A 25,357-nucleotide genomic window follows, 5' to 3' on the forward strand; every position below is an offset into this window, starting at 1 on the left:
GCCCCCTCGCGCTGCATCGATTGACGGCGCGCCGTGCCGAACGGGCCGCCATTGTGCAGGCCGATTACGACAAGTCCATTGATCAAGATCAACGCGGTGTAAAAATGTGAACCAGATAACGTTTTTCGCGGACTTTGGTCGGAGAGCGTGTTGCGTCGCATTGTTGTGAGAACGCTTCCACAACGGGCATTGCGCAGCGCCAGGAAGTCTCCGGCCAACGGCGCAGCCCCTCGTGGGTCGCCGCGAAAAGCAGTTCACGGGTGAGGCCAGGTAGATGGGCTGCGCAGGGGCCGCTGCAAGTACGTCCATGTAAGCTCGGTCGCCGCATCCATGCGGCTCACGCCCCTGCGCAGCCCATCTACCCGGCCACGGACAGGTTCCGTGCGCGTCTACCCACGGAGAAGAAAGAGAAGATCAAAAGCGGGTCGCGGCGCTGCGCTTGCTCATAAGCCGAGCACGGCTCGGCTCTACACAAGGCAATGAAGCGACCCGCCAGGCTGCATTTGCTTTTGCTCTTCTCTTTCTTCTCTGTGGGTAGACGCGCCCGAAAATTATCAGGGGGCGGGCGCGGTGGGTTCGCGGGACCGTTGGCGCCATGGATGGCGCCATCGAGCCCCCAGGGACGGGTTTACGGCGTGTCCCGCGAACCCACCGCACCCGCCCCACACATGAGCCGCGTTGCGCGACCACCCACGAGGGGGCTGCGCCGTTGGCTGGAAACGCTATCCCCCGTGCACGGGCCGATGCCCGCGTACCGCCATCACCAGCCCGATGCCGGCCAACAGCGAAACCGCCGAGGTCCCGCCGTAACTGATCAGCGGCATCGGAATGCCCACTACCGGCAGCAGGCCGGAAATCATTCCGCCGTTCACCAGCACGTAGACGAAGAACGCCAGCCCCAGGCTACCGGCCAGCAAGCGCGCGTGCGTGTCGCGCGCGTGCACCGCAATCCACAGGCAACGCCCCACCACGAACAGGTACAGCGCGAACAGCGTCGCCACGCCGATCCAGCCAAACTCTTCGGCCAGCACCGAGAACGCAAAGTCGGTGGTGTACTCGGGCAGGAAATCGAGCGTGGCCTGTGTGCCCTGCCCCCAGCCACGTCCTTGCCAGCCCCCGGAACCGATCGCGATGCGCGATTGCAGGATGTTCCAGCCGGTACCAAGCGGGTCGGCCGCCGGGTCGAGGAAGGTCAGCACACGATCCTTCTGGTATTGCCGCAGCAAGCCGAACCACGCCAGGGGTGCAGCCACTGCCAGCCCTGCCGCCCCGGTCGCCAACCAGCCCCAGTGCAAGCCAGCCAGCAACAACGCGAACACGCCACTGGCAGTGACCAACGTGGCGGTGCCGAGGTTGGGCTGCATGAGGATCAACACCGCCGGCACGCCGATCAGCAGCGCGGCGGTCAATACCGTGCGCGGCGAGGGCGGCAGTGGTTGCCGATGCAGGTACCACGCCATCATCAGCGGCAGGCTGAGCTTGAGCAGCTCGGACGGCTGCAGGTAGAACACGCCGAGGTTCAGCCAGCGCTGCCCGTACTTGCCGGTGCCGATGACGTACACCGCCATCAGCGGCAGCATCGACAGCGCGTAGATCGCAGGGGTCCACGCACGCAATCGCAGCAGCGAAACACGCGACAGCAGCCACATCGCCAACAGCCCACCAGCAAAGCGTGCCGCCTGCCCGGCCACCGGGCCGGACACGCTGTGCAGCACCGCCAGGCCGGCGCCCATCAGGATCAACAACGCGCCCAGCAACGGCAGATCGATCGTGCGCAGCGCCTCACGGCAGCCGCCAGTCAGTCGTTTCCATTTCACGCGGGCACGGTAGCAACGGGTGCTTGCGTGAAGCTGTCAGGGTGCTCCTGCTCTCCGTAGCCGAGCTGCGGGGTCAGATCCCTTTTTCCTGTGGAAAAAGGGATCTGACCCCGACGCCGGACTCAACCGTAGCCGCCGTGCACTGGATTGTGGCTGCGCACCGCCATCACCAGCCCGAAGCCGGCCAGCAGCGACACCGCCGAAGTACCACCGTAGCTGATCAGCGGCATCGGCACGCCTACCACCGGCAGCAGGCCGGAAATCATCCCGCCATTCACCAGCACGTAGACGAAGAACGCCAGGCCGGTGGCACCCGCCAGCAGGCGCGAATAGGAATCGCGTGACTGGCTGGCGATCCACAGGCAACGCCCGATCACCACCAGGTACAGCGCCAGCACCGTGGCCACGCCGATCCAGCCGAATTCCTCGCTCAGCACCGAGAACGCGAAGTCGGTGGTCTGCTCGGGAATGAAGTTCAGGTGCGACTGCGAGCCTTCGCCCCAGCCCTTGCCATCGAAGCCACCGGAACCGATGGCGATCTTCGACTGGATGATGTTCCAGCCGGCGCCAAGCGCGTCCATCTCCGGGTCCAGGAACATCATGATGCGGTCCTTCTGGTACGGCCGCAGCAACCAGAACCAGGCCACCGGCGCGACCGCAGCCACGCCGCCCACGCCCAGCCCAACCCACCACCACGGCAGGCCCGCCAGCAGCAGCACGAACACGCCGCTGGCGGCGATCAGCACGCCAGTACCGAAGTCCGGCTGCAGCATCACCAGGCCGGTGGGTACGCCGATGATGATCAAGGCCACGAGCACGGTATTGAAGCGCGGCGGCAGCGGCATCTTGTGCAGGTACCACGCCACCATCATCGGCAGGCTCACCTTCAGCAGCTCGGCCGGCTGCAGGTAGAAGAATTTCAGGTCCAGCCACTGCCGGCCATATTTACCGGTGCCCAGCACGAACACCGCCAGCAGCGGGATCATCGAGATCGCGTAGATCATCGGCGTGGCCGAGCGGATGCGCAGGATCGGCACCCGCGAGATGCCCCACAGTGCGGCCATGCCCACCGCGAAACGCGCGCCCTGCGCCATCACCAGGCTGTCGCCACCAGCGCTCTTCAGGGTCGCCAGGCCAATCACCATCAGCGCGCCCAGGGCCAGGCACAGCACCCAGTCCAGCGTGCTGAAAAAGCGGCGCAGCATGTCGCCGGCCCAGCGCAGGAACACTCTCATCGTGCAGGCTCCGCAGGGGCCGGGCGCGGCGTGGCTGGCAGCGCGGCGGCCGGCGCGCCCGGCTGCGGCGCAGGCGCCGGCTCGGGTGCGGGTGCGGGTGCACCAATCAGCACCGGATGCTCTCCCACCTGTGCAGCGGCGAGGTCACCGGCCTGGCGCGCGCCCGCGTCTTCGTTGTCGAACGCGGTGGCGCCGATGGCGGTGGTGCCGCGCTCGCTGTCCAGCGGCTGCATGCCTTCGGGCATCTTGCCCAACAGGTAGGCGTCGAACACCTTGCGTGCGATCGGCGCCGCGGCCGAACCACCATAGCCACCACCTTCCACTGCCACCGCAATTGCGATGACCGGGCTGTCCGCCGGCGCAAAGCCGACGAACAGTGCGCGGTGACGCAGATGCATCGGCAGGCTCTTCGGATTCACGGCGGCGGTGCCCTTGCGGCTGATGACCTGTGCGGTACCGGTCTTGCCGGCCATCACGTACGGCGCACCGACGGCCACGCGCCAGCCGCTGCCGCCGGGCCGCATGGTTGCCATCATGCCCTCGCGCACGGCCTGCACGTTGTTGGGATTGGGGCTGACCGGCTTGCTCTCGCCGGGCGGCATCGCCGTCCAGTCGCTGTCGAAGCCTTCGCGCTGCTGGATCACCAGGTGCGGGGTGCGCAGCTGGCCGTCGGCCAGGCCGCTGACGCCGCGCGCCAGCTGCAGCGGGGTGACCTTCCAGTCACCCTGGCCGATGCTGATGTTGACCGTATCGCCGGGATACCAGGCTTCCTTGCGGCTCTTCCGCTTGTAGGCGGGCGACGGCAGGATGCCGCCGATCTCGCCGGTGAGGTCGATGCCGGTCGGCTGGCCGAAGCCGTAGTACTCCATGTAATGGTCGAAGCGCTCGATGCCCAGGTCCAGCGCCAGCTTGTAGTAATAGGTGTTGACCGACTCGGCGATGGACTTGCGCAGATCAGTCCAGCCGTGGCCGCCACGGTGGGCGTCACCCCAGCCGCGCGAGGTGCCCGGCAGGTAGAACATGCCGGTGGAGAGCACCTTGTCTTCCGGGCGGCGCACGCCGGAGTCCAGTCCCGCCAGGCCGATCAGCGGCTTCAGCGTGGAACCGGGAGCGACGCCACCGAGCACCAGGCGGTTGAACTGTGGCCGCGACGGGTTTTCGTTCAAGGCCTTGAAGTCGGCATGGGAAATGCCGTTGACGAACAGGTTGGGGTCGTAGGACGGCAGGCTGACCATCGCCAGCACTTCGCCGGTGCGCGGATCCATCGCCACCGCCGAACCCTCCTGGTCGCCGAACGCGGCCACCATCGCGCGCTGCAGGTCGGCGTCGATCGACAGCCGCAGGTCGGCACCGGACTGCGCGGCGACGCGGCCGATGGTGCGGATCGCGCGACCCTGCACGTTGGTCTCGACCTGCTCGTAGCCGACCTTGCCGCGCAGCTGCTGCTCGTAATAGCGTTCCAGGCCGGACTTGCCGATGTGGGTCAGCGCGGCATTGCCTTCGCCGAGGATCTCCAGATCCTTGTCATCAACGCGGCCGACGTAGCCGATGATGTGCGCGAACAGATCGCCATAGGGATAGCGCCGGGTCAGGTAGGGTTCCAGCTCGACCCCCGGGAAACGCCAGCGGTCGACGGCAAAGCGCGCCATCTCCTCGTCGCTCATGCGCAGCTTCAGCGTGACCGGCAGGAACTTGCGGCGCGCCTTGCGCGACCTGTTGAATGCTTCCAGCTCTTCCGGGCTGATGCTGATGATCTTCGCCAGCCCTTCCAGGGTGGCATCCATGTCCTTGACCTTGTCCGGAGTGACGTCCAGGCGGAAGGCCGGCACGTTTTCGGCCAGCAGGCGACCGTTGCGGTCGTAGATCATGCCGCGCCCTGGCACCACCGGCCGCGGCTTGATGCGGTTGGCTTCCGAGCGCGTGGCGTAGACGTCGTGGTCCAGCACCTGCAGCTTGAAGTACCAGCCGCCCAGGCCCAGCAGGCAGACCAGCACGCCCAGGAAACCCAGCGCCGCACGGCGGCGGAACTGCTCGGCTTCGGCGTGCGGGTTCTTGACCTGGCGGCGCGGGATCATGGCTCAGCGCCCGCGCTTGCCGAAGCGCACCGCGTCCAGCAGCACGAACACCAGCGGCCACAGGCCCATGCCCAGCAGAGGCGCCCACCAGTACGACCAGGGCAGGGTCGGCTCATCCACCACGATGTGGACCAGCGCGCTGACGATGCGATCGTTGAACAGCAGGCCGCCGATGGCCAGCATCTGCTGGGACATCGGGAAGAAGCGGATGCGGGCACGGAAGCGCTGCAGGATGAAGGCCAGCATTACCAGCCGCAGTGCCTGTTCGCCCAGCACGCCGCCGTACAGCAGGTCGGCCACCACGCCGCTGGCAAAGGCGATGCCCAGGCCGACGCGCTCAGGAGCTTCGATCACCCAGTACGCCAGCACCAGCGCCAGCCAGTACGGGCGCAGCGGCTGCAGCAGCGCCGGCAGCGGCAGCAGGCCCAGCAGCAGCGCCACCACCAGGCTGGCCGGCAGCACCCACGGGTTGTCGCGCAGGCGGCTCATCGCTGGGCCTCCGGCGTGGTCGGTTGCCGGCCAGCGGCCGGCACTACCGTGGATCCAGCTGGGGGAGAGCCCCCCTCTTGTTGAGGCGCGGGGTTAAGGGAGGATGCGGGGTCAACAGTCCTCGTCTGCGACGAGGGCTGTTGCCGGCCAGCGACCGGCGCTACCGGGGAGCTGACCGGAGCTGGCGTCGTTGCCGCTGGCGCGGCTCCCGCAGACACGCTGGCGCCGGTGGCCGGGCCCCCCGGGGCGGTTTCTTCCAGCTGCAGGCGCAGCTCCGGCGGAATGCGGATCGCCGCGCCCGGGCGCAGCAGCAGCACGTCGCGGCCGCGGTCGAGCTGGGCCGCCGGCTTCAGTTCACCGACCAGGAAGGCGTGGGTGTCGTCCGGGCGCAGGCCGGTGATGGTGCCGACCGGGAAGCCGGCCGGGAAGCGCCCGCCGAGGCCGGAGGTGACGATCTCATCGCCCACTTCCACGCCGGCGCTGAGCGGGATGTCGCGCAGTTCCAGCGTGTCGCCGCGGCCATAGACGATCAGGCGCACGCCGTTGCGGGCCACGGTGACCGGCACCGCGTGGTCGGGATCGGTCAGCAGCAGCACGGTGGAGGTGCCACCGGTGACGCTGATCACCTGCCCCATCAGGCCGCCGGCGTCGATCACCGCCTGGCCGACGTGCACGCCCTCGCGGCTGCCTGCGTCGAGCACCAGGCGTTGCTTCACCGGGTCCAGGTCGATGTCCAGGATCGGTGCCAGCTGCACGTCCAGGCCACTGCGCTCGGCCACGTTCAGCAGTTCGCGCAGCTGGGCGTTGTCCAGCGCGGCGGTCTGCAGGCGAGTCAGGCGCGCGTTGGCCAGCAGCAGCTGGTTGCGCAGTTCACGGTTTTCGGCGACCAGCTGGGTATGGCTGGCGGCGGAATCCTTGACCTGGTTGCCGAGCTTGCCGGGCAGGCCAGCCAGTGCCCATACCGGCTGTACCAGGCTGTTGGCCTGCTCGCGCAGGCGTGCCAGCCAGCCAGCCTGGTCATCGAGCACGATCAGGGTGATGGCCAACGCGAGATAGGCCAGCAACCGCAGGGGGCTGGCGGCATCACCGGATCGGGAGGCGACGGGAGGACCGGCGTAGGGCGGCACGGCAACGATTCAACTGGCAGAAGGCGGAAGGGAAACACGCGGGCGCCCCGCCGGTGCCGGCCCGCCATCACGGCGGGCCGCACCCCGGAAGGGCGCGGCGGGCAGGAACGGCCGGGACGGCTTATTCCGGCGCAAAGAACTCGTTGCCGTGCATGTCCACCAGCTCCAGCGCACGACCGCCACCGCGCGCCACGCAGGTCAGCGGGTCGTCGGCCACCTGCACGTGCAGGCCGGTCTCCTCGGAGATCAGGCGGTCCAGGTCGCGCAGCAGGGCGCCACCACCGGTCAGCACGATGCCGCGCTCGGCGACGTCGGCGCACAGTTCCGGCGGGGTCTGCTCCAGCGCCAGCTTGACCGCGCTGACGATGCCCGACAGCGGTTCGTGCAGGGCCTCGAGCACTTCGTTGGAGCTGATCTTGATCATCTTCGGCACGCCCTCGGCGAGGTTGCGGCCGGAGATTTCCATCTCGATCACTTCCGCCTGCGGGTAGGCGCAGCCCAGCTCGACCTTGATGCGCTCGGCGGTGGCTTCACCGATCAGCATGCCGTGGTTGCGGCGCACGTAGTTGGTGATGGATTCGTCGAAGCGGTCGCCGCCGATGCGGACCGAGGCCGAATAGACGATGCCGTTGAGCGAGATGACCGCCACTTCGGTGGTGCCGCCGCCGATGTCGATGACCATCGAGCCACGGGCTTCGGTGACCGGCATGCCGGCGCCGATCGCGGCGGCCATCGGTTCTTCGATCAGGAACACGTCACGGGCACCGGCTTCCTCGGCCGATTCCTTGATCGCGCGGCGCTCGACCTGGGTCGAGCCGGCCGGCACGCAGACCAGGACGCGCGGGCTCGGGCGCAGCACGCGCGACTTGTGCACCTTCTTGATGAAGTGCTTGAGCATCGCCTCGGTATAGGTGAAGTCGGCGATGACGCCGTCCTTCATCGGGCGGATGGTGGTGATGTGGCCCGGAGTACGGCCCAGCATCTGCTTGGCTTCGGCACCGACGGCTGCCACCGAACGGGTGCCACCGATGGCACGGTCCTGGCGCACGGCCACGACCGACGGCTCGTTCAGCACGATCCCCTGCCCGCGCACGTAGATGAGGGTGTTGGCCGTGCCCAGGTCGATGGACAGGTCGTTGGAGAACATGCCACGGAGTTTCTTGAACATCTGAGGAAGGAGTCCTGAGGGGTGTCGTGCCCGCCGCGGGATGGCGAAAAAATGGGCAGAAATCGAGGCCGACAAGCCTAGCAACCCGCCTGCCGCCGAGCAAGGAAAAAACTAGCTGAACCCGCGTCTTCACAGGCTTTCGGCCTGATCGGGTCTCACCCGGTTCTGGCCCTGAGCGGCACCAGCGGGTAACCTTTGCGCCGTCGGGCGCCCAAGGGCGCCGTTTGCTTGCCCGCTGAACCGGGCCGGCCCACCCCAAAATTCACCGCATAGGCTTACATCGATGTCCGCTCTGATCTGTGGTTCTCTTGCCTTCGACACCATCATGGTGTTCCCGGACCAGTTCAAGAATCACATCCTGCCGGACAAGGTGCACATCCTGAACGTGTCCTTCCTGGTGCCGCGCATGCGCCGCGAGTTCGGCGGCTGCGCAGGCAACATCGCCTACAACCTGCACCTGCTGGGCGGCCAGCCGATCCCGATGGGCACCGTGGGCTCGGACTTCGGCCCGTACCGCGAATACTTCGAAGGCCTGGGCATCGACCTGTCGCGCGTGCGCGTGATCGATGAGCTGTTCACCCCGCAGGCATTCATCACCACCGACCACGACAACAACCAGATCACCGCCTTCCACCCGGGCGCGATGATGCGTTCCTACGAGAACCACGTGCGTGGGGTGCCGGGCGTCACCCTGGGCCTGGTCGGCCCGGACGGCCGCGAAGGCATGATCCAGAACGCGCAGGAATTCCACGAAGACGGCATCCCGTTCATCTTCGACCCGGGCCAGGCCATGCCGCTGTTCAACGGCCCGGAACTGCGCGCCTTCATCGAGCAGGCCGACTACGTGGTGGTGAACGACTACGAGTCGAACCTGCTGCAGGAGCGCACCGGCTGGGACGAGAAGGAGATCGTCAGCCGGGTCAAGGCCTACATCACCACCCGTGGCCCGAAGGGCGCGGTCATCCACACTCCGGAAAAGAGCTACGACATCCCGCCGGCGCACGAGCGCCGCGTGGTCGACCCGACCGGCTGTGGCGACGCCTTCCGCGCAGGCCTGATCTACGGCATCCAGAAGGGCTACGACTGGCTGACCATCGGCCGCATGGGCAACCTGATGGGCGCGCTGAAGGTCGAGCATCCGGGCACGCAGAACCAGCGTTTCACCTTCGACGAGTTCAACGAGCAGTTCAAGCAGCAGTTCGGTTACGCGCTGGGCGCGTAAACCGAACTGCCCGCGCATCTGATCGGTGGGTGTCGACCTTGGTCGACACTGCCGGCCAGCGGCCGGCACTACCGGAACTTCCGACCGACACGTTGCCTGCTCTCTGTAGAGCCGAGCCCATGCTCGGCTTGCGCGCGCCGGTCATGCGGCCTGCCAGGCGGCCAGCAGCGCGCGGCAATCGGCGAAATGCCAGTCGGCGCGGCCCGGCCAAGGGTTCTCTGGCAGGTTGACCAGCACGGTATGCGTGCCGGCCGCACGGCCGCACTCCAGGTCGTAGGCGTGGTCACCCACCATCACCGCCTGCGCAGGCCCGATGCCCCATCGCCGCAGATGCTGCTGCAGGCCCTCCGGCGAGGGCTTGGGCACCGCTTCATCGCGACCAATGATGTCGGCATCGTCGAACAACGCCCCGACCCCGATCGCCTCCAGCGTCAGCTTCGCCAGCGCATGATCATTGCGGGTCAGGATGCCCAGCCGGCAGCCAGCCGCCGCCAGCGCGCGCAGCAGCTTCACCGCACCCGGCGCCGGCAGCGCGTCCTCGGCCAGCGCGCGCTCGTGATCCAGCAACCACTCACGCTTGGCCTGCGCCGGCGCATCCGGCAACGCCGCGATATGGTCGAGGATGTCTTCCTCGGCCGTGATCTGCAATGCGCGGCGGATCGCGGCGAAATCATGCACGGCCACAGTCAGCGTGCCGTCCATGTCGAACACCCAGTGCCGGATCGCGGACAACGCGTGCACTGCGCTGCCCGCCGCAACCATCACTGCCACCACTGCGGCATGCGGCTGGCGTCGACGCCACCGGTTTCAAACACAGCGGTGCGGGTACCACCGGCCTTGACCGGGAACTCGATGCTGATCGACTTGCCCTTGCGCGCCAGTTTCCACAGCGCTTTCTGATCGGTGATGAACAGGGCGATGGCTTCATCGGTCTTCGGGCGCCACGCGGCCATCGACACCGGCTTGCCGTCGTCCACGGTCACTTTCACCGTGCACTGCGGGCAACGGAAATCGCCGGCCTGCAGCACCAGGTAGGCATGCCGCTTCCACTCCGGATGATCGCGGAACACCAGCTGCACCGGCTTGGCGCCGCTGCCATCCACGTCCACCCGTTCCTTGCTGTAGATCTGCGCCGAAACCTGGTTGCCCTTGCTGCCCACCGGGATCTGGTTGTACTGCCACAGCGCCTGCATGCGGCGCAGGTCGCGCGCGGCGTCACCCTTGGCCTTGACCTCGTCGAAGCCCGCGGCGATGCGATCGGCGGCGGCGGTGTCCTTGTACTGGTCCAGCAGCGAGGCACCATGCAGGCGCGCGCGCTCCCAGTCCTGCGCGGCCACGGCCATGTCGTACTGCTTGGCCACGTCTTCGGCCTTGGCCTCCTTCTGCGCCCGCACGGCGGCTGCGGCGGCTTCCTGCGCCTTGCGTTCTTCCTCGGGGTTGCTGCAGGCGGCCAGCGCCAGGGTGCAGGCGGTGAGCAGGATCAGTCGTTTCATGGCGGAGGTCCTATGCGAGTGCATCCCGATTCTATCGGCAGCGAAAAGCGGATACACCAACGGCGGGTTTCCCCGCCGTTGGTGGTGAAGCAGTGACCGGTTGCCGGCCAGCAGCCGGCCCTACCGCTTACTTGGCTTCAGCCTTGGCCAGCATGTCCTGCACCGAGGCAGTGGTGATCGGGTGGTAGCCCGGCTTGGCCTTTTCGAAGGCCTGCTTGGCCAGCTCCAGCCCCTTCGGGGTCTTCACCAGTTCGGCGTAGATCGGCAGGATCAGCTTGCGACGGCCGACGCGCTCGATGAATGCCGCCGCGCCTTCATTGGCCTGCTCGTAGCCGCTGCGGATCGCCAGCGGGTACCAGCGCATGGCGATCTCGCCATTCGGGGTGCCGGTGAAGTGGAAGGCCTTGTCCAGCGTGGCCAGCTTGTCCAGCGGCTGGGTCGCGCCCAGGCCATCGATGAAGCGCACCCATTCCTGCGTACTCCAGTCGGCGATGACCTGGCTGCTCGGCACGGTGCCGGCGCTGGCGAAGGCGATGCGCGCGGTATCGACGCTGCTGAAGTTGCGCGACTGCGCCTTGGCCGCGAACGCCGGGATACCCGGCTCGTCCAGCCATGCCTTCAGTTCGGCCTCGGTCACTGCCGACGGATTCTTCGGCAGCAGGTTCTTCTTCATGTAATCGACGAACTGGTCGGTGTTCGCGCTCTGGAAGGCATGGTCATCGAACCAGCCACGCAGGAACGGATCGAAGGTCTCGCGGCCGAAGCGCTGTTCCAGGAACTCCAGGAACCACGAACCCTTGACGTAGGCCACCTGGCTGAGGGCTTCGTCGGGATCACGCTCGTTCAGCGGCGGCAGCGCCAGCGCCTGGTCGGCCGGGCTCATGTCCTTCACTTCGGCCAGCAGGTCGGTCTGGTCGATCTGCTTCTCCATCTCGGCCATTTCCTTGCCGTACAGAGCTTCGGTGATGCGGCCCTGGACGTAGGTGGTGAAGCCTTCATTGAGCCAGATGTCCTTCCAGCTGGCGTTGGTCACCAGGTTGCCCGACCAGCTGTGCGCCAGTTCGTGGGCGACCAGCGAGACCAGCGACTTGTCGCCGACGATCACGGTCGGGGTGGCGAAGGTCAGGCGCGGGTTCTCCATTCCACCGAACGGGAACGACGGCGGCAGCACCAGCATGTCGTAGCGGCCCCAGCGGTATTCGCCGTACAGCTTCTCGGCGGCACCGATCATCTTCTCGGTGTCTTCGAATTCCTTGGCGGCCTTGTTGACCATGGTCGGCTCGGCCCAGACGCCGGAGCGGCCGGAGATCGGCTCGAACACCAGGTCGCCGGCGGCGATGGCCAGCAGGTAGGACGGAATCGGCTGCGGCATCTTGAAGGTGTAGTCACCATCACGCGCGGCCTTCGGATCGTTGTCGGCGCTCATCAGCACCATCACGTCCGGGCGCGAGACCACGTGCGCGCTGTAGGTGAAGCGCACGCTCGGGGTATCCTGCAGCGGCACCCAGGAACGGGCATGGATGGCCTGCGACTGGCTGAACATGAAGGGCAGCTTCTTGCCCTCGGTCATCGACGGCGCCAGCCACTGCAGGCCCGAGGCGGTCGGTGCGGTGTGGTAGGTCACTTCCACCTTGGCCGGCTGCTCCGCAGCCTCGATGGTCAGCTTGCTGCCGAACACCTTGTCGGCCGGGGCCAGTTCGAACTTCAGCGGGCTGCGCGCGCCGTCGGCGGCAACGGCCTCGACCTTGGACACGGTCAGCTCGCGGGTGTCGAGCACCAGCTGCCTGGCGTCCTTCTGTTTCCATTCCAGGGTGTAGGTGGCGGTACCGCCGATCTGCTTCTGGTCGAAGTCCAGCTTCAGATCCAGCGCGATGTCCTTGATGACGACCTTGTCCGGCTCGGCGTACGAGCTCTCGTCGTGGCTGCGGTTCTCGGCGTTCACGGGGGCGGCAGGGGCCTTTGCGGCAGTCGGGGCGGCGGCGGGCGCGGCCGCCTCCTGGGAGCAGCCGGCGGCCAGGGCCACGGCCAGCGGAAGGAGCATCAGCGGATTACGCATGAATCGGGACCGTTACGGGGATCAAACCCCAATGGTACCTCCCTCGGGCCCGGCAGGCGTTGCGCGGTGCGGGGTAATGGCAGGCACAGCGCCGGTAGTGCCGGCCGCTGGCCGGCAACCCCGTCGCCCGGTGGTTGCCCGCGCAGGTGCCGGCCAGCGGCCGGCACTACCGGAACACCGGGCTTACAGCTTGTAGCCGGAGTGGATCGAGACGATGCCGCCGGTCAGGTTCTTGTAGTGGCAGCGCTCGAAGCCGGCCTGCCCCATCATCGCCTTCAGTTCGTCCTGCGGCGGATGCTTGCGGATGCTCTCGGCCAGGTACTGGTAGCTGTCCGAATCGTTGGCGAACAACTTGCCCAGCCTGGGCAGGATCTTGAACGAGTGGAAGTCGTAGATCGGCTTGAACCAGTCGGCAGTGACTTCGGAGAACTCCAGCACGCGGGCCTGGCCGCCCACCTTCAGCACGCGGTACATCTCGCGCAGGCCGGCGTCCTTGTCGGTCACGTTGCGCAGGCCGAAGGCAATGGTGACCAGGTCGAAGCTGTTGTCCGGGAACGGCAGGGCTTCGGCGTTGCACTGCACGTAGTCCAGGCCAAGCACCAGGCCGCGGTTGGTCAGGCGGTCGCGGCCGACCGACAGCATGCCGGCGTTGATGTCGCCCAGCACCACCGAGCCCTCGGCGCCGACGCGTTCCTTCAGCAGGGCGGCGATGTCGCCGGTGCCGCCGGCCAGATCGAGCACGCGGTCGCCCGGCTTCACCTGCGCGGTCGCCACGTAGTAGCGCTTCCACGCCCGGTGCACGCCCAGGCTCATCAGGTCGTTCATCAGGTCGTAGTTGCGCGCGACCGAGGTGAACACCTGGCCGACCAGCTTCTGCTTGTCCTTGGCGGCGACGTCGCGGAACCCGAAATGGGTGGTACCGGCTTTGTAGGGGGATTCGCTCATGGCCCCGATTATCGCACCGCCGGGGGCCAGCGGCACCCCCTGCCCGTATCATGGCGGGCCACGACTGACCGGAGCCCCCGCATGATCACTACGCCCGACTACCAGGCCCTGCTGCAGACCGCCATCACCGAAGCCCGCCAGGGCCTGGCCGAGGGCGGCGTGCCGATCGGCGCGGCGCTGTACCACAACGACGGCCGCCTGCTCGGCTGCGGCCACAACCGCCGCGTGCAGGAAGGCGACCCATCGGTGCACGGCGAAACCGACGCCTTCCGCAAGGCCGGCCGCCAGCGCCGCTACCAGGACACCATCATGGTCACCACCCTGGCGCCGTGCTGGTACTGCTCGGGCCTGGTGCGCCAGTTCAACATCGGCACCGTGGTGGTGGGCGAATCGCGCACGTTCCAGGGCGGCATCGACTGGCTGCGCGAAAACGGCGTCAACGTGATCGACCTCGACAATCAGGAATGCGTGGACCTGCTGGGCGATTTCATCAGCCGTCATCCCGACATCTGGAACGAGGACATCGGCGAATGAGCCACACGCACTCGTCTCTGCAACACATTTAATGAACGCTTCAGCGCCGGTGCGCCCTTGTGCCAGCGGCCTTTGCGGGCAACGGCGTGACCCCGTGCACAGTCAGCCAGGTCACGCGCACACGCTGCGGTAACACCCCACGCGGCTGACACGCCTACGGTGGGGTCACCGGGGCACCCTTTCCCCGGCGGAGCCAGCCATGTGCGCGCACGCCGTACGCCTTACGACAGACCCGATCCTCGATCCGATCCGCGAACGCTTGCAGCAGCAATATGCACTGCACCGGCGCGGCGCGCTGTTCTGGACTGCCTATCAGCACATGCAACTGGAGCTGGTCCGCCGCCACCCGCTCGACCACGAACGCCTGTGCAATGCGATGGCCACTCTGGCCGAAGACCTCGGTGCGGTCGAACACGCGCAGTTGATCGGCCATGCCAACGCAGGCTCCACATTCCGCTGACGCGGCATGCACCGCCATATACGCCACACTCCGATGAACCCCCACTCCCTTTCCACTCAACCGAACTGGATTGTCATGCACGCTGAAGTCCCCACCATTCCTCCGGTCATCAACGTAGACGCCGAGCTTGACCACTGGCGCCGCCAGCATGCCGAAGGCGCACTGCCGCACAACTCGTTCGGCTCGTACGTGCCGTGGATCAAGTTCGCCTGTGATTCGCTGATCACCCAGCCGCGCGCCAGCGAGGCCGAACGTGATGAGATGTTCCAGACCCAGTACGCCCTGCAGATCATGCCGCGGCTGAGCGAAGCCCAGGCCCGTGAGTTCGTCGACCGTTGCTGGCAGCACGTCTACCAGAGCAGCCCGGTGCGCAGCCTGCAGGCGCCACGACTGCAGCGCATGCGCGCCTGACCGGCGCTGCACGGCGCCTGCACGGGTCACTGCCGATCATCCTCGTCACCTGAGTGGGAACACGACGACGATGAAAGCGCGCAACCTGTTCAATACGATCGCCAAGAAGGCCGCGACAGCCACCGGCTCACCGTGGACCTTCCTGGCCGCGGTAGGGATCGTGGTGATCTGGGGCATCAGTGGTCCGGTGTTCGGTTTCAACGACACCTGGCAGCTGGTGATCAACACCGGCACCACCATCATCACCTTCCTGATGGTGTTCCTGATCCAGCACACGCAGAACGCGGACACCGCCGCGATGCAGATCAAGCTGGACGAGCTGATCCGGGCGACGGCCGAAGCCAACAACGAACTGCTGGATCTGGAAGAACTGGACGAAGCGCGCCTGGAAGAGATCCGTGCCGAGTACGAGCAGATGGCCCGCGAAGCAGGCGATGCGTTGGCGCGCGTTCGCGCCTGCCATGCGGCGCGGCGCGACGATGAAGCGATCTGACGGTAGCGCCGGGCCATGCCCGGCGAGCGCGATACCCGGAAGAATCCCACATGGGCCATCGCCGTCGGCTGATAACGGCGGACATCCCATCAGTGCAGACTGGCGCCATGTCCAGCCGTCACCTGGAACATGGCCGCCACTCCCGTATCGGGGGCTACTACGTCCTCACCACGGTCGTACGCCACCGGCGCCCGGTCTTTGAAGATCCACGTTGTGCAACGTGTCTTGTGGATGCATTGAGGTATGTTGAACGCATGGGCCTCAGTCGGTCCTTTGCTTGGGTCGTCATGCCTGACCATCTGCATTGGCTGATGCAGCTGCGCGACGGATCATTGGCGCGCATGATGGGAACGGTGAAATCCCGCAGCAGCCGGTTGCTGGGGCAGCAGTTCGGCATACAGACGCCTTTGTGGCAGCCGAGCTATTTCGATCACGCGGTACGCAGCGAGGAAGCCTTGAGGCGCCATGCGTTGTACATCCTGGGCAACCCCATCCGAGCAGGGTTGACCCTGCATCTCGATGAATATCCGTTTGCATGGTGTCGTTGGCCCATGCGGTAGCGCCCGACCATGCCCGGCGAGCACGAAGTGCGGTCCGCCCAGACGTCAGGCATGCAGGAACGAAAAGCCGCCGGGCGTGGCCCGGCGCTACCGATATCGAATTGCTGCTCAGCCGCGCTCGTGCCAGCCACCACCCAGCACCTTGTACAGGGTGATGCGGTTGGCCTGCTGGGCCAACTGCGCCTGCAACTGGGTCTGCTGCGCGTTGTAGGCAGTACGTCGTGCGTCCAGCAGGGTCACGAAGCTGTCCAGGCCGGCATCGTAGCGTGCCTGCGACAGGCGGTTGGCCTGTTCGGCCGCTTCCACCAGGCGCTGCTGTGAACTCACCTGTTCATCCAGGCTGACATTCAACGCCAGCGCATCGGCGGTTTCGCGGAAGCCCACCTGGATCGACTTCTCGTACTGCGCCAGTGCGACATCACGATCAGCGTTGGCGACGGCCAGGTTGGCGCGCAGCTTGCCGCCCTGGAAGATCGGCAGGGTGATCTTCGGCAGGAAACTCCATACGCGAGTGCCGCTGTCGAACAGGCTGGACAATTCGCTGGAGCCACTGCCAATGCTGCCGGTCAGCGAGATGCTCGGGAAGAACGCAGCACGTGCCGCGCCGATGTTGGCATTGGCGGCCAGCAGCTGGTGTTCGGCGGCCATGATGTCCGGGCGCTGCAGCAGCACATCGCTGGGCAGGCCGGCCGGCGGAGGCGCCAGTGCCAGCAACTGCGGTTCGATGCTGTCCGGCAGCAGTGCCGGGTCCAGCTGGCCACCGGCCAGCAGGGCCAGCGCGTTGCGGTCCTGGGCCAGCTGGCCGCGCAGGCGCGCGGCGTCGGTACGCGCGGTTTCCACCAGCGTGCGGGTCTGGGTCAGTTCCAGTGCCGAGCTGCCACCGCGCTCGTGGCGGGCCTCGGCCAGGCGCAGCGAATCCTCGTAGGTCCTCAGCGTGGCCTCGGCAATCTTCAGCCGCTGGGCATCGGCACCGTAGGTCAGCCACGCCGTCGCTGTCTCGGCCACCAGGCTCAGCTGCGCGTTGCGACGATTGGCAGCTACGGCAAAGTACTGCTGCAGTGCCGCTTCGCTCAGGTTGCGCACGCGGCCGAACAGGTCCAGCTCGAACTCGGCCACGCCGACACCGGCGGTGAACTGCTCGGTGACGCCAGCGTCGGTGCCTTGGCGCTGCATCTGGCCGGTGACGGCCACGCCGGGCACGCGGTCGGCGCGCTGTACGCGGTACTGGCCGCGCGCGCGTTCAACGTTGAGCACGGCCACGCGCAGGTCGCGGTTGTTCTGCAGCGACTGCTCGATCACCTGCTGCAGGCGCGCATCGGTGAAGAAGTCGCGCCAGCCGACGGCGGCGACATCGGCCACCTGGCCCTGTACAGCCTCGGCCGGCCACTGCGCCGGAATTGCCGGAGCGACGGCGGTGTTCTTCGGCACCAGAGTGGAGCAGCCGGCCAGCGCGAGCGCGGCGGCAATGGAAAGGAACAGGGATGCACTTTTCATGGGAATGACTTCCATCGGTACTGCCGGATGGCAGGAGGCAGTGCCGGCCGGCGGCCGGCACTACCGTTTCGATCACGTCGTGGATTTGCGCTTGAACACGCGCTGCACCACTACGAAGAACAGCGGTACGAAGAACACGCCGAGCACGGTGCCGACGATCATGCCGCCGAGCACGCCGGTGCCGATCGCCTGCTTGGCGCCGGAGCCGGCACCGGTGGAGATCGCCAGCGGTACCACGCCCATGCCGAAGGCCAGCGAGGTCATCACGATCGGGCGCAGGCGGTCGCGCACCGCATGCATGATCGCCTCGATCAGGCCCGCGCCCTTCTCCAGGTTTTCCTTGGCGAACTCGACGATCAGGATCGCGTTCTTGCTGGTCAGGCCTACCGTGGTCAGCATCGCCACCTGGAAATAGATGTCGCGCTCCAGGCCCTTGAAGGTATTGGCCAGCACTGCGCCGAGGATACCCAGCGGGGCCGCCAGCAGCACCGCCGTCGGCACGCTCCAGCTTTCGTACATCGCGGCCAGGCACAGGAACACGATCATCAGCGACAGCGTGTACAGCAACGGCGTCTGCGAGCCCGCCTGACGTTCCTGGTAGGACATCGCCGTCCACTCGATGCCGAAGCCCGCAGGCAGCTGCTTGGCCAGTTGCTCGATCTCGGCCATGGCATCGCCAGAGGCAACACCCGGGGCCGGTTCGCCCTGGATTTCCATCGCCGACACACCGTTGTAGCGCTCCAGGCGCGGCGAACCGTAATCCCAGTGCTTGGTGGCGAACGCGCTGAACGGCACCATCTCGCCCTTGTCGTTCTTCACGGACCAGAGGTCGAAGTCCTCCGGGACCATGCGGAACGGCTGGTCGGCCTGCACGAACACGCGCTTGACGCGGCCACGATCGACGAAATCGTCGATGTACGAGCTGCCCCAGGCAGCGGCCAGCGTGCCGTTGATCTGGTCGATCGACAGCCCCAGCGAGGTCGCCTTGGCCGCGTCGATGTCGATGCGGAACTGCGGCGTGTCTTCCTGGCCGTTCGGGCGCACGTTGGCCAGCTTCTTGCTGCCGGCTGCCAGGCCGAGCAGCTGGTTGCGCGCGGCCACCAGTGCCTCGTGGCCCTGGCCACTGTTGTCCTTGAGGAAGAAGGTGTAGCCCGAGGCGGTACCCAGTTCCGGAATGGCCGGCGGCGGGAAGGCGAAGATGAAAGCATCCTTGATCTGGCCCAGGGCTGCCATCGCACGACCGGTGATCGGCATCACGCCATTGTTGGCGTCACGCTCGCTCCAGTCCTTCAGCTTGACGAACGCCATGCCGGCGTTCTGGCCCATGCCGGCGAAGCTGAAGCCCTGCACGGAGAACACCGAATCCACCGCATCCTTCTCGTTCTGCAGGAAGTGATTCTCCAATGCCGCGATCGATTCCAGCGTGCGCTCCTGGGTGGCGCCGACCGGGGCCTGCACCAGCGCCATCAGCACGCCTTGGTCTTCGTTGGGCAGGAACGAGCTGGGCAGGCGCACGAACAGCACGCCCATCAGCACGAACAGTGCCGCCACGATGCCCATGAAGCGCCACGGACGATGGATGATGCCGCGCACACCACGCTGGTAACTTTCGCTGGTGCGGTCGAAGCCGCGGTTGAAACCGTTGAAGAAGCGACCGGCCAGGCCGCGGTGGGCAACATGATGCTCGCCCTTCTTCAACGGCTTGAGCATGGTCGCGCACAGTGCCGGGGTCAGCACGATCGCCACCAGTACCGACAACGCCATTGCAGAGACAATCGTGGCCGAGAACTGCCGGTAGATCACGCCGGTGGATCCGCTCATGAAGGCCATCGGCACGAACACCGCCGACAGCACCAGGCCGATACCCACCAGCGCACCGGTGATCTGGCCCATCGACTTGCGGGTCGCTTCAAGCGGCGACAGTCCTTCCTCGGACATGATGCGCTCGACGTTCTCCACCACCACGATGGCATCGTCCACCAGCAGGCCGATCGCCAGCACCATCGCGAACATGGTCAGCATGTTCACCGAGAAGCCCAGCATCGCCAGCACGCCGAAGGTACCCAGCAGCACCACCGGCACGGCGATGGTCGGGATCAGGGTGGCACGGAAGTTCTGCAGGAACAGGTACATCACCACGAACACCAGCACGATCGCTTCGAGCAGGGTCTGCACCACGCCCTTGATCGACACGCGCACGAACGGCGTGGTGTCGTACGGGATCTCGGCCTTCAGCCCGGCCGGGAAGAAGCTCTTCATGTCGTCCAGCGCAGCATCCACGCCGGCAGCGGTATCCAGCGCATTGGCGCCGGTGGCCAGGGTGACCGCCAGGCCGCTGGCCGGCTGGCCGTTGTAGCGGGTGACGAAGTCGTAGGACTCGGCACCCAGTTCGACGCGGGCGACATCCCCCAGGCGCAGCTCGGCACCGTCCTGCGCGCCGCGCACGATGATGTTGCGGAACTGTTCCGGGGTCTGCAGGCGCGACTGCGCGTTGATGGTGGCGTTGAGCTGCTGGCCCTTCACCGACGGCGCACCGCCGAGCTGGCCGATCGCCACCTGGGCATTCTGCGCCTTGATCGCCGCAGTCACTTCCGCGACGGACAGGCCATAGGTATGCAGCTTGTTCGGGTCCAGCCAGATGCGCATGGCGTACTTGCCACCGAATACCTGGATGTTGCCCACGCCCGGCACGCGGCTGAGGCGGTCGACGACATTGGAACCGACGTAGTCGGCGATGTCGTTGGCGTCCATGCTGCCGTTCTCGGACACGAACGCGATGACGTTCAGGAAGCCCGAGCTGGACTTGGCCACGTTGATGCCCTGCCGCTGCACTTCCTGCGGCAGCAGCGGCATGGCCAGCTGCAGCTTGTTCTGCACCTGCACCTGGGCGATGTCCGGGTTGGTGCCGCTCTCGAAGGTCAGGGTGATGGTGGCCTGGCCGTTGGACGAGCTGTTGGAGGAGAAGTAGATCAGGCCATCAAGGCCCTTCATGTTCTGCTCGATGATCTGCGTCACCGAGTCTTCGACCACCTTGGCCGATGCACCCGGGTAAGTGGCGCTGATTTCCACCGCCGGCGGTGCGACGTTGGGGTACATCGAGACCGGCAGCTTGAACAGGGCCAGGCCGCCGGCGAGCATGATGATGATGGCGATCACCCACGCGAAGATGGGTCGATCGATGAAAAAGCGTGCCATGGGGTTCTCCGCTTACTTCGCGTCGCCGGCCGGGGCGGCAGGCTGGGCATCGGCCGCCGGCTTGGCCGGTGCGTCGCCCTTTTCGGTGGCCTTGACTGGCATGCCGGGGCCGATCTTCTGCAGGCCTTCGATGATGACCTTGTCACCGGCCTTCAGGCCGTCCTCGACCAGCCACTTGTCGCCGACCGTGCGACTGACCTTGACCGGGCGCACTTCGACCTTGTTGTCCTTGCCGACCACCATCGCCGTGGTGTCGCCCTTCGGATCGCGGGCGATGCCCTGCATCGGCACCAGCACTGCATCACTGCGCACGCCGCCGCCGATCACCGCACGCACGTACATGCCCGGCATCAGCAGGCCGTCCGGGTTGTCCACCTTCACGCGCAGGCCGAAGCTGCCGGTGGTCGGATCGACGCTGACTTCGGAGAACTCCAGCGTACCCTTGTGCTCGAAGGTGCTGCCGTCTTCCATCAGGATGCTGACCGGCAGGGTCTGGTTGTCCTGCAGGCGGCCGGCGGCCAGTTCGCGGCGCAGCTGCAGCAGCTCGGCCGAAGACTGGGTCAGGTCGACATAGATCGGGTCCAGCTGCTGCACGGTAGCCAGTGCATTGGCCTGGCCGGCGCTGACCAGCGCACCCTGGGTGACGCTGGACTTGCCGATGCGGCCGCTGATCGGCGCGGTGATGCGGGCGTATCCCAGGGTGACGTTGGCCGCATCCAACGATGCCTTCGCGGCGCCGACATCCGCCTCGGCCTGCTTCTGCGCGGCCACGGCATTTTCCAGGTCCTGCTGGCTGACCGCATCGACCTTGGCCAGCTCGGTGATGCGCTTGGCGCTCAGCCGGGCGGCGTTGGCGGTGGCCTCGGCGCGGGCCAGCTGGGCGCGGGCACTGTTGGCCTGGGCGCGGTAGCTGGCGTCTTCGATCTGGTACAGCGGCTCGCCGGCCTTGACCATGCCACCTTCGGTGAACAGGCGCTTGGCAACGATGCCATTGACCTGCGGGCGCACTTCGGCGACCAGGTAGGCGTTGGTACGGCCCGGCAGTTCGCGGGTCAGGCCCACGGTCTCGGACTTCAGCGTGACCACAGTGACATCACCCGGGCCCTGCTCGGGGGCCTGGGGTTGGCCGCCGCAGGCAGCCACGGTCGCGGCGATCGCCAGCGACAGTGCAAAGGGTCGGATTCGGCTCAGCAACATGACGGAAAGGCTCTTAGGGGAAGGAATCTCAAATCGCGCTGATACAGGCCGAAAGCGCCAGCAGGCAACGCTCACCAGCGGGGAGTGGTAACCGGACCGGCCTGCCACGCACACGACGGGAATGATGGGAGCGAAATATACATACATGATTGTTTGTTTGTAAACCGGTACAATTCAGCCACGTTTCACCCGCACTCGTACCCATCCATGGCCCGCAAGACCAAAGAGGACACCCAGGCAACCCGGGAAGGCATCCTTGACGCCGCCGAAGCCTGCTTCCATGAACACGGCGTGGCCCGTACCACGCTGGAGATGATCGGTGCCCGCGCCGGCTATACCCGCGGTGCGGTCTACTGGCACTTCAAGAACAAGAGCGAGGTGCTGGCCGCGATCGTCGAACGCGTGCATCTGCCTTTCATGCAGGAGCTGGAGCGCACCTCGACCGACCAGCGCGACACGCCGGTGCACGACCTGCGCGCGGTGATGATCCACTCGTTCATCGAACTGTCCGAGGACGAGCGACTGCGCAAGACCATGGAGATCATGCTGCGCAGCGATGCCTCGGCCGACACCAAGGTGCTGACCGAACTGCAGCAGGCCGGGTTCCGCGATGGACTGGACCGGATGGAACGTGCCCTGCGCCGGGCAAAGGACCTGGGCCAGCTGCGCGAGGGTGCAGACCCGAAGATCGCCGCACGCATGCTGCACGCCACCGTGCTGGGCGTACTGCACGGTGCGATGGTCGAACCGGAACTGATGGACCTCAAGCGCGATGGCATGCTCGCACTGGACATGACCCTGGCCGCCTACGTGAAGGACGGCGTGTTCGTTCCCGGCACCGTGCCCGAGCCGCTGCCCGAGGCATGAGCGGGTTCACTGCCGCCACCGCAGCCCCACTGTGAGGACAGACCCATGATCCTGGACAACGTGGTGTGGGGCTTCATCGGCTGCGGCAGCGTCACCGAGAAGAAGAGCGGCCCCGCCCTGGCCAGCACACCCGGCTCACGGGTGGCGGCGGTCATGCGCCGCAATGCCGCATTGGCCGAAGACTATGCGCGGCGCCACGCGGTGCCACGCTGGTACACGGATGCCGACGCGCTGATCGGCGATCCGGACGTGAACGCGGTGTACGTTGCAACACCGCCCTCCACGCACATGCAGTACGCATTGCAGGCGATTGCGGCGGGCAAGCCGGTCTATATCGAGAAACCCATGGCCCTGGACCTCGCCGAATGCGAGCGCATCCTGGAAGCCGGTGCACGCCGTGGCGTGCCCGTGTTCGTCGCCTACTACCGCCGCGCCCTGCCCCGATTCGCGCAGGTGAAGCAGCTGCTGGACAGCGGCGCGATCGGTACACCGCGCAGCGTTCGCGCCACCCTGCATCGGCCGCATTCGGTGAACGCCGCATCGCCGGACTTCTGGCGGACCAATCCCGCAATCTCCGGCGGCGGGCTGTTCGTCGATCTGGGCTCGCACACCCTGGACCTGCTCGATCATCTATTGGGTCCGCTGAGCGATGTGCGCGGCCTGGCCAGTTCGTTGACCGGCGCTTATGCCGCCGAGGACAGCGTTTCGATGTGCTTCCGCACTGGAGCGGGCGCGCACGGCATCGCGCAATGGAGCTTCTGCGCGTTCCGCCGCCAGGATGAGGTCGAGATCACCGGCGACTGCGGCCAGCTGCGCTTTGCGACCTTCGAGGATGTTCCGGTGGTGCTGGAGACCGGAGCCGGTGTGCAGACGTTCGACATCCCCAACCCGTCGTCGATCCAGCAACCGTTGATCGCGCATCTGGTGGACGAGTTGCGCGGCAGCGGCCGTTCGCCCTCGACCGGCGTAAGTGCTGCCCGCACCAGCGCGGTGATCGACCAGGTACTGCAGGACTACCGCGCCCGGCAATCGTGCTGAGCGCCAACGCAAAAGGCCGCCCTGCGGCGGCCTTTTCTGTTGCAGTGGATGGCGTCAGGGCCCTCGCCGTGACGAGGGATCCGGCCGGATCGGGCGTTACAGGATGTAGCGGCTCAGGTCCGGGTCCTGCACCAGCTCACCCAGGTGTGCATCGACGTAGGCGCTGTCGATGGCCAGGGTTTCGCCATCGCGGTCCGGTGCCTCGTAGCTGAGCGAATCCAGCAGGCGCTCCAGCACCGTATGCAGGCGGCGCGCGCCGATGTTTTCCTGGCGCTCGTTCACCTGGAAGGCGATTTCGGCCAGGCGGTCGATGGCATCGGCGGTGAAACTGACCTTGACGCCCTCGGTGGCCAGCAACGCTTCGTACTGCTTGGTCAGCGCAGCCTTCGGCTCGGTCAGGATACGCACGAAATCACCCTTGCTCAGCGCACCCAGTTCCACGCGGATCGGGAAACGGCCCTGCAGCTCCGGAATCAGGTCGCTGGGCTTGGCCAGGTGGAACGCGCCCGACGCGATGAACAGGATATGGTCGGTCTTGATCGTGCCGTACTTGGTGGACACGTTCGAGCCTTCCACCAGCGGCAGCAGGTCGCGCTGCACGCCTTCGCGGGAGACATCGCCACCGCCCACGTTGTCGCCGCGCTTGGCAACCTTGTCGATCTCGTCGATGAAGACGATGCCATGCTGCTCGCAGGCCTCGATTGCGGCGGTACGGATGTCATCCTCGTTGACCAGCTTGCCAGCTTCTTCCTCGATCAGCAGCGGGCGCGCAGCCTTGATGGTCAGCGTGCGCTTGTGCGCCTTCGCGCCGCCGCCGAGGTTGGCGAACATCGACTTCAGCTGCTGGCCCATTTCCTCCATGCCCGGCGGGGTCATGATGTCCATGCTGACGTTGGCGGCCAGGTCGAGCTCGATCTCGCGCTCGTCCAGCTCACCGTTGCGCAGCATCTTGCGGAACTTGATGCGGGTCTCGTTGTCCTGCGCCGACGGTTCGTTGCGGGCGACTTCCGGATCGAAACCGATGCCGCCGCTACGACGCGGCAGCAGCGCATCGAGGATGCGGTCTTCGGCGCGTTCTTCGGCCTGGGTGCGCACGCGCACCTTGGCCTGTTCGCGATAGAGCTTGACCGCGGTGTCGGCCAGGTCACGGATGATCTGCTCGACGTCCTTGCCGACGTAGCCCACTTCGGTGAAGCGGGTGGCTTCGACCTTCACGAACGGCGCGTTGGCCAACGTAGCCAGGCGGCGCGCGATCTCGGTCTTGCCGACGCCGGTCGGGCCGATCATCAGGATGTTCTTGGGCATCACTTCATTGCGAAGCTCCGGCGCCAGCTGCATGCGGCGCCAGCGGTTGCGCAGGGCGATGGCCACGGCACGCTTGGCGTCGTGCTGGCCCACGATATGCCGGTCCAGTTCCTGCACGATCTCGCGCGGGGTCATGGTGGCGGAGGAAACTTCGATCTTCGGCATGGTTGTGCTCA

General features: G+C 66.5%; 22 protein-coding genes. 8 read left to right on the top strand and 14 right to left on the bottom strand.

From position 1 onward, the window contains the following. Nucleotides 1-722: 722 nt before the first annotated feature. From rodA (PEM_RS14835) to PEM_RS14860, 6 genes are all read right to left on the bottom strand, one after another. Entirely contained in the window at nucleotides 723-1,817 is a 1,095-nt protein-coding gene (gene rodA, locus PEM_RS14835; RefSeq protein ID WP_005419391.1) for a rod shape-determining protein RodA, read from the bottom strand. 122 nt (nucleotides 1,818-1,939) lie between these two features. Then, nucleotides 1,940-3,052: a rod shape-determining protein RodA gene (gene rodA / locus PEM_RS14840; RefSeq protein ID WP_005419392.1), complete on the bottom strand. Its 1,113-nt coding sequence runs from the start codon at nucleotides 3,050-3,052 to the stop codon at nucleotides 1,940-1,942. Then, nucleotides 3,049-5,127, bottom strand: coding sequence for a penicillin-binding protein 2 (gene mrdA / locus PEM_RS14845; RefSeq protein ID WP_065186228.1), 2,079 nt, complete (start codon nucleotides 5,125-5,127; stop codon nucleotides 3,049-3,051). The genes rodA (PEM_RS14840) and mrdA overlap by 4 nt, the downstream gene beginning before the upstream one ends. Before the next feature lie 3 nt (nucleotides 5,128-5,130). Continuing rightward, a complete protein-coding gene (gene mreD, locus PEM_RS14850; protein ID WP_005419400.1) occupies nucleotides 5,131-5,616 on the bottom strand; it encodes a rod shape-determining protein MreD in 486 nt (161 codons plus the stop codon). Beyond that, nucleotides 5,613-6,743 (bottom strand): rod shape-determining protein MreC, encoded by a 1,131-nt coding sequence (gene mreC / locus PEM_RS14855; protein ID WP_111128248.1) that lies wholly within the window; start codon nucleotides 6,741-6,743, stop codon nucleotides 5,613-5,615. The genes mreD and mreC overlap by 4 nt, the downstream gene beginning before the upstream one ends. A 121-nt stretch (nucleotides 6,744-6,864) precedes the next feature. Beyond that, nucleotides 6,865-7,911: a rod shape-determining protein gene (locus PEM_RS14860; RefSeq protein ID WP_005419402.1), complete on the bottom strand. Its 1,047-nt coding sequence runs from the start codon at nucleotides 7,909-7,911 to the stop codon at nucleotides 6,865-6,867. Between the two features lie 283 nt (nucleotides 7,912-8,194). Here PEM_RS14860 and PEM_RS14865 point away from each other — a divergent pair, with 283 nt between their 5' ends. Beyond that, nucleotides 8,195-9,133, top strand: a complete 939-nt coding sequence (locus PEM_RS14865) for a carbohydrate kinase family protein (protein ID WP_005419403.1) — start codon at nucleotides 8,195-8,197, stop codon at nucleotides 9,131-9,133. Between the two features lie 141 nt (nucleotides 9,134-9,274). Here the strand turns inward: PEM_RS14865 and PEM_RS14870 are convergent, their stop codons facing one another. The 4 genes from PEM_RS14870 to ubiE all read right to left on the bottom strand — a co-directional run bounded on the left by PEM_RS14870 (nucleotide 9,275) and on the right by ubiE (nucleotide 13,627). Beyond that, nucleotides 9,275-9,895, bottom strand: coding sequence for an HAD family hydrolase (locus tag PEM_RS14870; RefSeq protein WP_111128276.1), 621 nt, complete (start codon nucleotides 9,893-9,895; stop codon nucleotides 9,275-9,277). Then, on the bottom strand, nucleotides 9,895-10,626 hold the full coding sequence (locus PEM_RS14875) for a hypothetical protein (RefSeq protein ID WP_111128246.1): 732 nt from the start codon (nucleotides 10,624-10,626) through the stop codon (nucleotides 9,895-9,897). Before PEM_RS14875 ends, PEM_RS14870 begins: the two co-directional genes overlap by 1 nt. 127 nt (nucleotides 10,627-10,753) lie before the next feature. Continuing rightward, nucleotides 10,754-12,682, bottom strand: coding sequence for a M1 family metallopeptidase (locus PEM_RS14880; RefSeq protein ID WP_065178031.1), 1,929 nt, complete (start codon nucleotides 12,680-12,682; stop codon nucleotides 10,754-10,756). Nucleotides 12,683-12,865: 183 nt separating this feature from the next. Then, a complete protein-coding gene (ubiE, locus tag PEM_RS14885; protein WP_005419407.1) occupies nucleotides 12,866-13,627 on the bottom strand; it encodes a bifunctional demethylmenaquinone methyltransferase/2-methoxy-6-polyprenyl-1,4-benzoquinol methylase UbiE in 762 nt (253 codons plus the stop codon). Between the two features lie 81 nt (nucleotides 13,628-13,708). Here ubiE and PEM_RS14890 point away from each other — a divergent pair, with 81 nt between their 5' ends. The 5 genes from PEM_RS14890 (at nucleotide 13,709) to PEM_RS14910 (ending at nucleotide 16,085) form a co-directional block, all read left to right on the top strand. Further along, nucleotides 13,709-14,161 carry a nucleoside deaminase gene (locus PEM_RS14890; RefSeq protein WP_111128245.1) on the top strand — a complete coding sequence of 151 codons (453 nt, stop codon included), beginning with the start codon at nucleotides 13,709-13,711 and terminating at the stop codon, nucleotides 14,159-14,161. A gap of 199 nt (nucleotides 14,162-14,360) precedes the next feature. Next, nucleotides 14,361-14,621 (top strand): hypothetical protein, encoded by a 261-nt coding sequence (locus tag PEM_RS14895; protein ID WP_069139168.1) that lies wholly within the window; start codon nucleotides 14,361-14,363, stop codon nucleotides 14,619-14,621. Between the two features lie 75 nt (nucleotides 14,622-14,696). After that, the gene (locus PEM_RS14900) at nucleotides 14,697-15,032 is read left to right on the top strand and encodes a hypothetical protein (protein WP_005411085.1); all 336 of its coding nucleotides are present in this window, start codon (nucleotides 14,697-14,699) and stop codon (nucleotides 15,030-15,032) included. Nucleotides 15,033-15,102: 70 nt separating this feature from the next. Further along, nucleotides 15,103-15,525: a low affinity iron permease family protein gene (locus PEM_RS14905; protein ID WP_099485376.1), complete on the top strand. Its 423-nt coding sequence runs from the start codon at nucleotides 15,103-15,105 to the stop codon at nucleotides 15,523-15,525. A 50-nt stretch (nucleotides 15,526-15,575) separates the two neighbouring features. Continuing rightward, nucleotides 15,576-16,085, top strand: a complete 510-nt coding sequence (locus tag PEM_RS14910) for a transposase (protein WP_309250461.1) — start codon at nucleotides 15,576-15,578, stop codon at nucleotides 16,083-16,085. A gap of 108 nt (nucleotides 16,086-16,193) precedes the next feature. Here the strand turns inward: PEM_RS14910 and smeF are convergent, their stop codons facing one another. Genes smeF through smeD form a run of 3 tightly spaced genes read right to left on the bottom strand, consistent with a single transcriptional unit; the run spans nucleotide 16,194 to nucleotide 21,971 of the window. Then, nucleotides 16,194-17,594, bottom strand: coding sequence for a multidrug efflux RND transporter outer membrane subunit SmeF (smeF, locus tag PEM_RS14915; protein ID WP_119706120.1), 1,401 nt, complete (start codon nucleotides 17,592-17,594; stop codon nucleotides 16,194-16,196). Between the two features lie 57 nt (nucleotides 17,595-17,651). Beyond that, entirely contained in the window at nucleotides 17,652-20,774 is a 3,123-nt protein-coding gene (gene smeE, locus PEM_RS14920; RefSeq protein ID WP_065178027.1) for a multidrug efflux RND transporter permease subunit SmeE, read from the bottom strand. A gap of 12 nt (nucleotides 20,775-20,786) precedes the next feature. After that, on the bottom strand, nucleotides 20,787-21,971 hold the full coding sequence (smeD, locus tag PEM_RS14925; RefSeq protein WP_111128243.1) for a multidrug efflux RND transporter periplasmic adaptor subunit SmeD: 1,185 nt from the start codon (nucleotides 21,969-21,971) through the stop codon (nucleotides 20,787-20,789). A gap of 207 nt (nucleotides 21,972-22,178) precedes the next feature. Here smeD and smeT point away from each other — a divergent pair, with 207 nt between their 5' ends. Continuing rightward, nucleotides 22,179-22,838, top strand: coding sequence for an efflux transporter SmeDEF transcriptional repressor SmeT (gene smeT / locus PEM_RS14930; protein ID WP_095378278.1), 660 nt, complete (start codon nucleotides 22,179-22,181; stop codon nucleotides 22,836-22,838). A gap of 45 nt (nucleotides 22,839-22,883) precedes the next feature. Next, complete coding sequence (locus PEM_RS14935) at nucleotides 22,884-23,876, top strand: Gfo/Idh/MocA family oxidoreductase (protein ID WP_111128242.1); 993 nt, start codon at nucleotides 22,884-22,886, stop codon at nucleotides 23,874-23,876. 96 nt (nucleotides 23,877-23,972) lie between these two features. Here PEM_RS14935 and hslU read toward each other — a convergent pair whose 3' ends face one another. Continuing rightward, nucleotides 23,973-25,346, bottom strand: a complete 1,374-nt coding sequence (gene hslU / locus PEM_RS14940) for an ATP-dependent protease ATPase subunit HslU (RefSeq protein ID WP_111128240.1) — start codon at nucleotides 25,344-25,346, stop codon at nucleotides 23,973-23,975. Nucleotides 25,347-25,357 lie beyond the last annotated feature (11 nt).

Source organism: Stenotrophomonas sp. Pemsol, assembly GCF_003586545.1.
Taxonomy (GTDB): Bacteria; Pseudomonadota; Gammaproteobacteria; order Xanthomonadales; family Xanthomonadaceae; genus Stenotrophomonas; species Stenotrophomonas sepilia.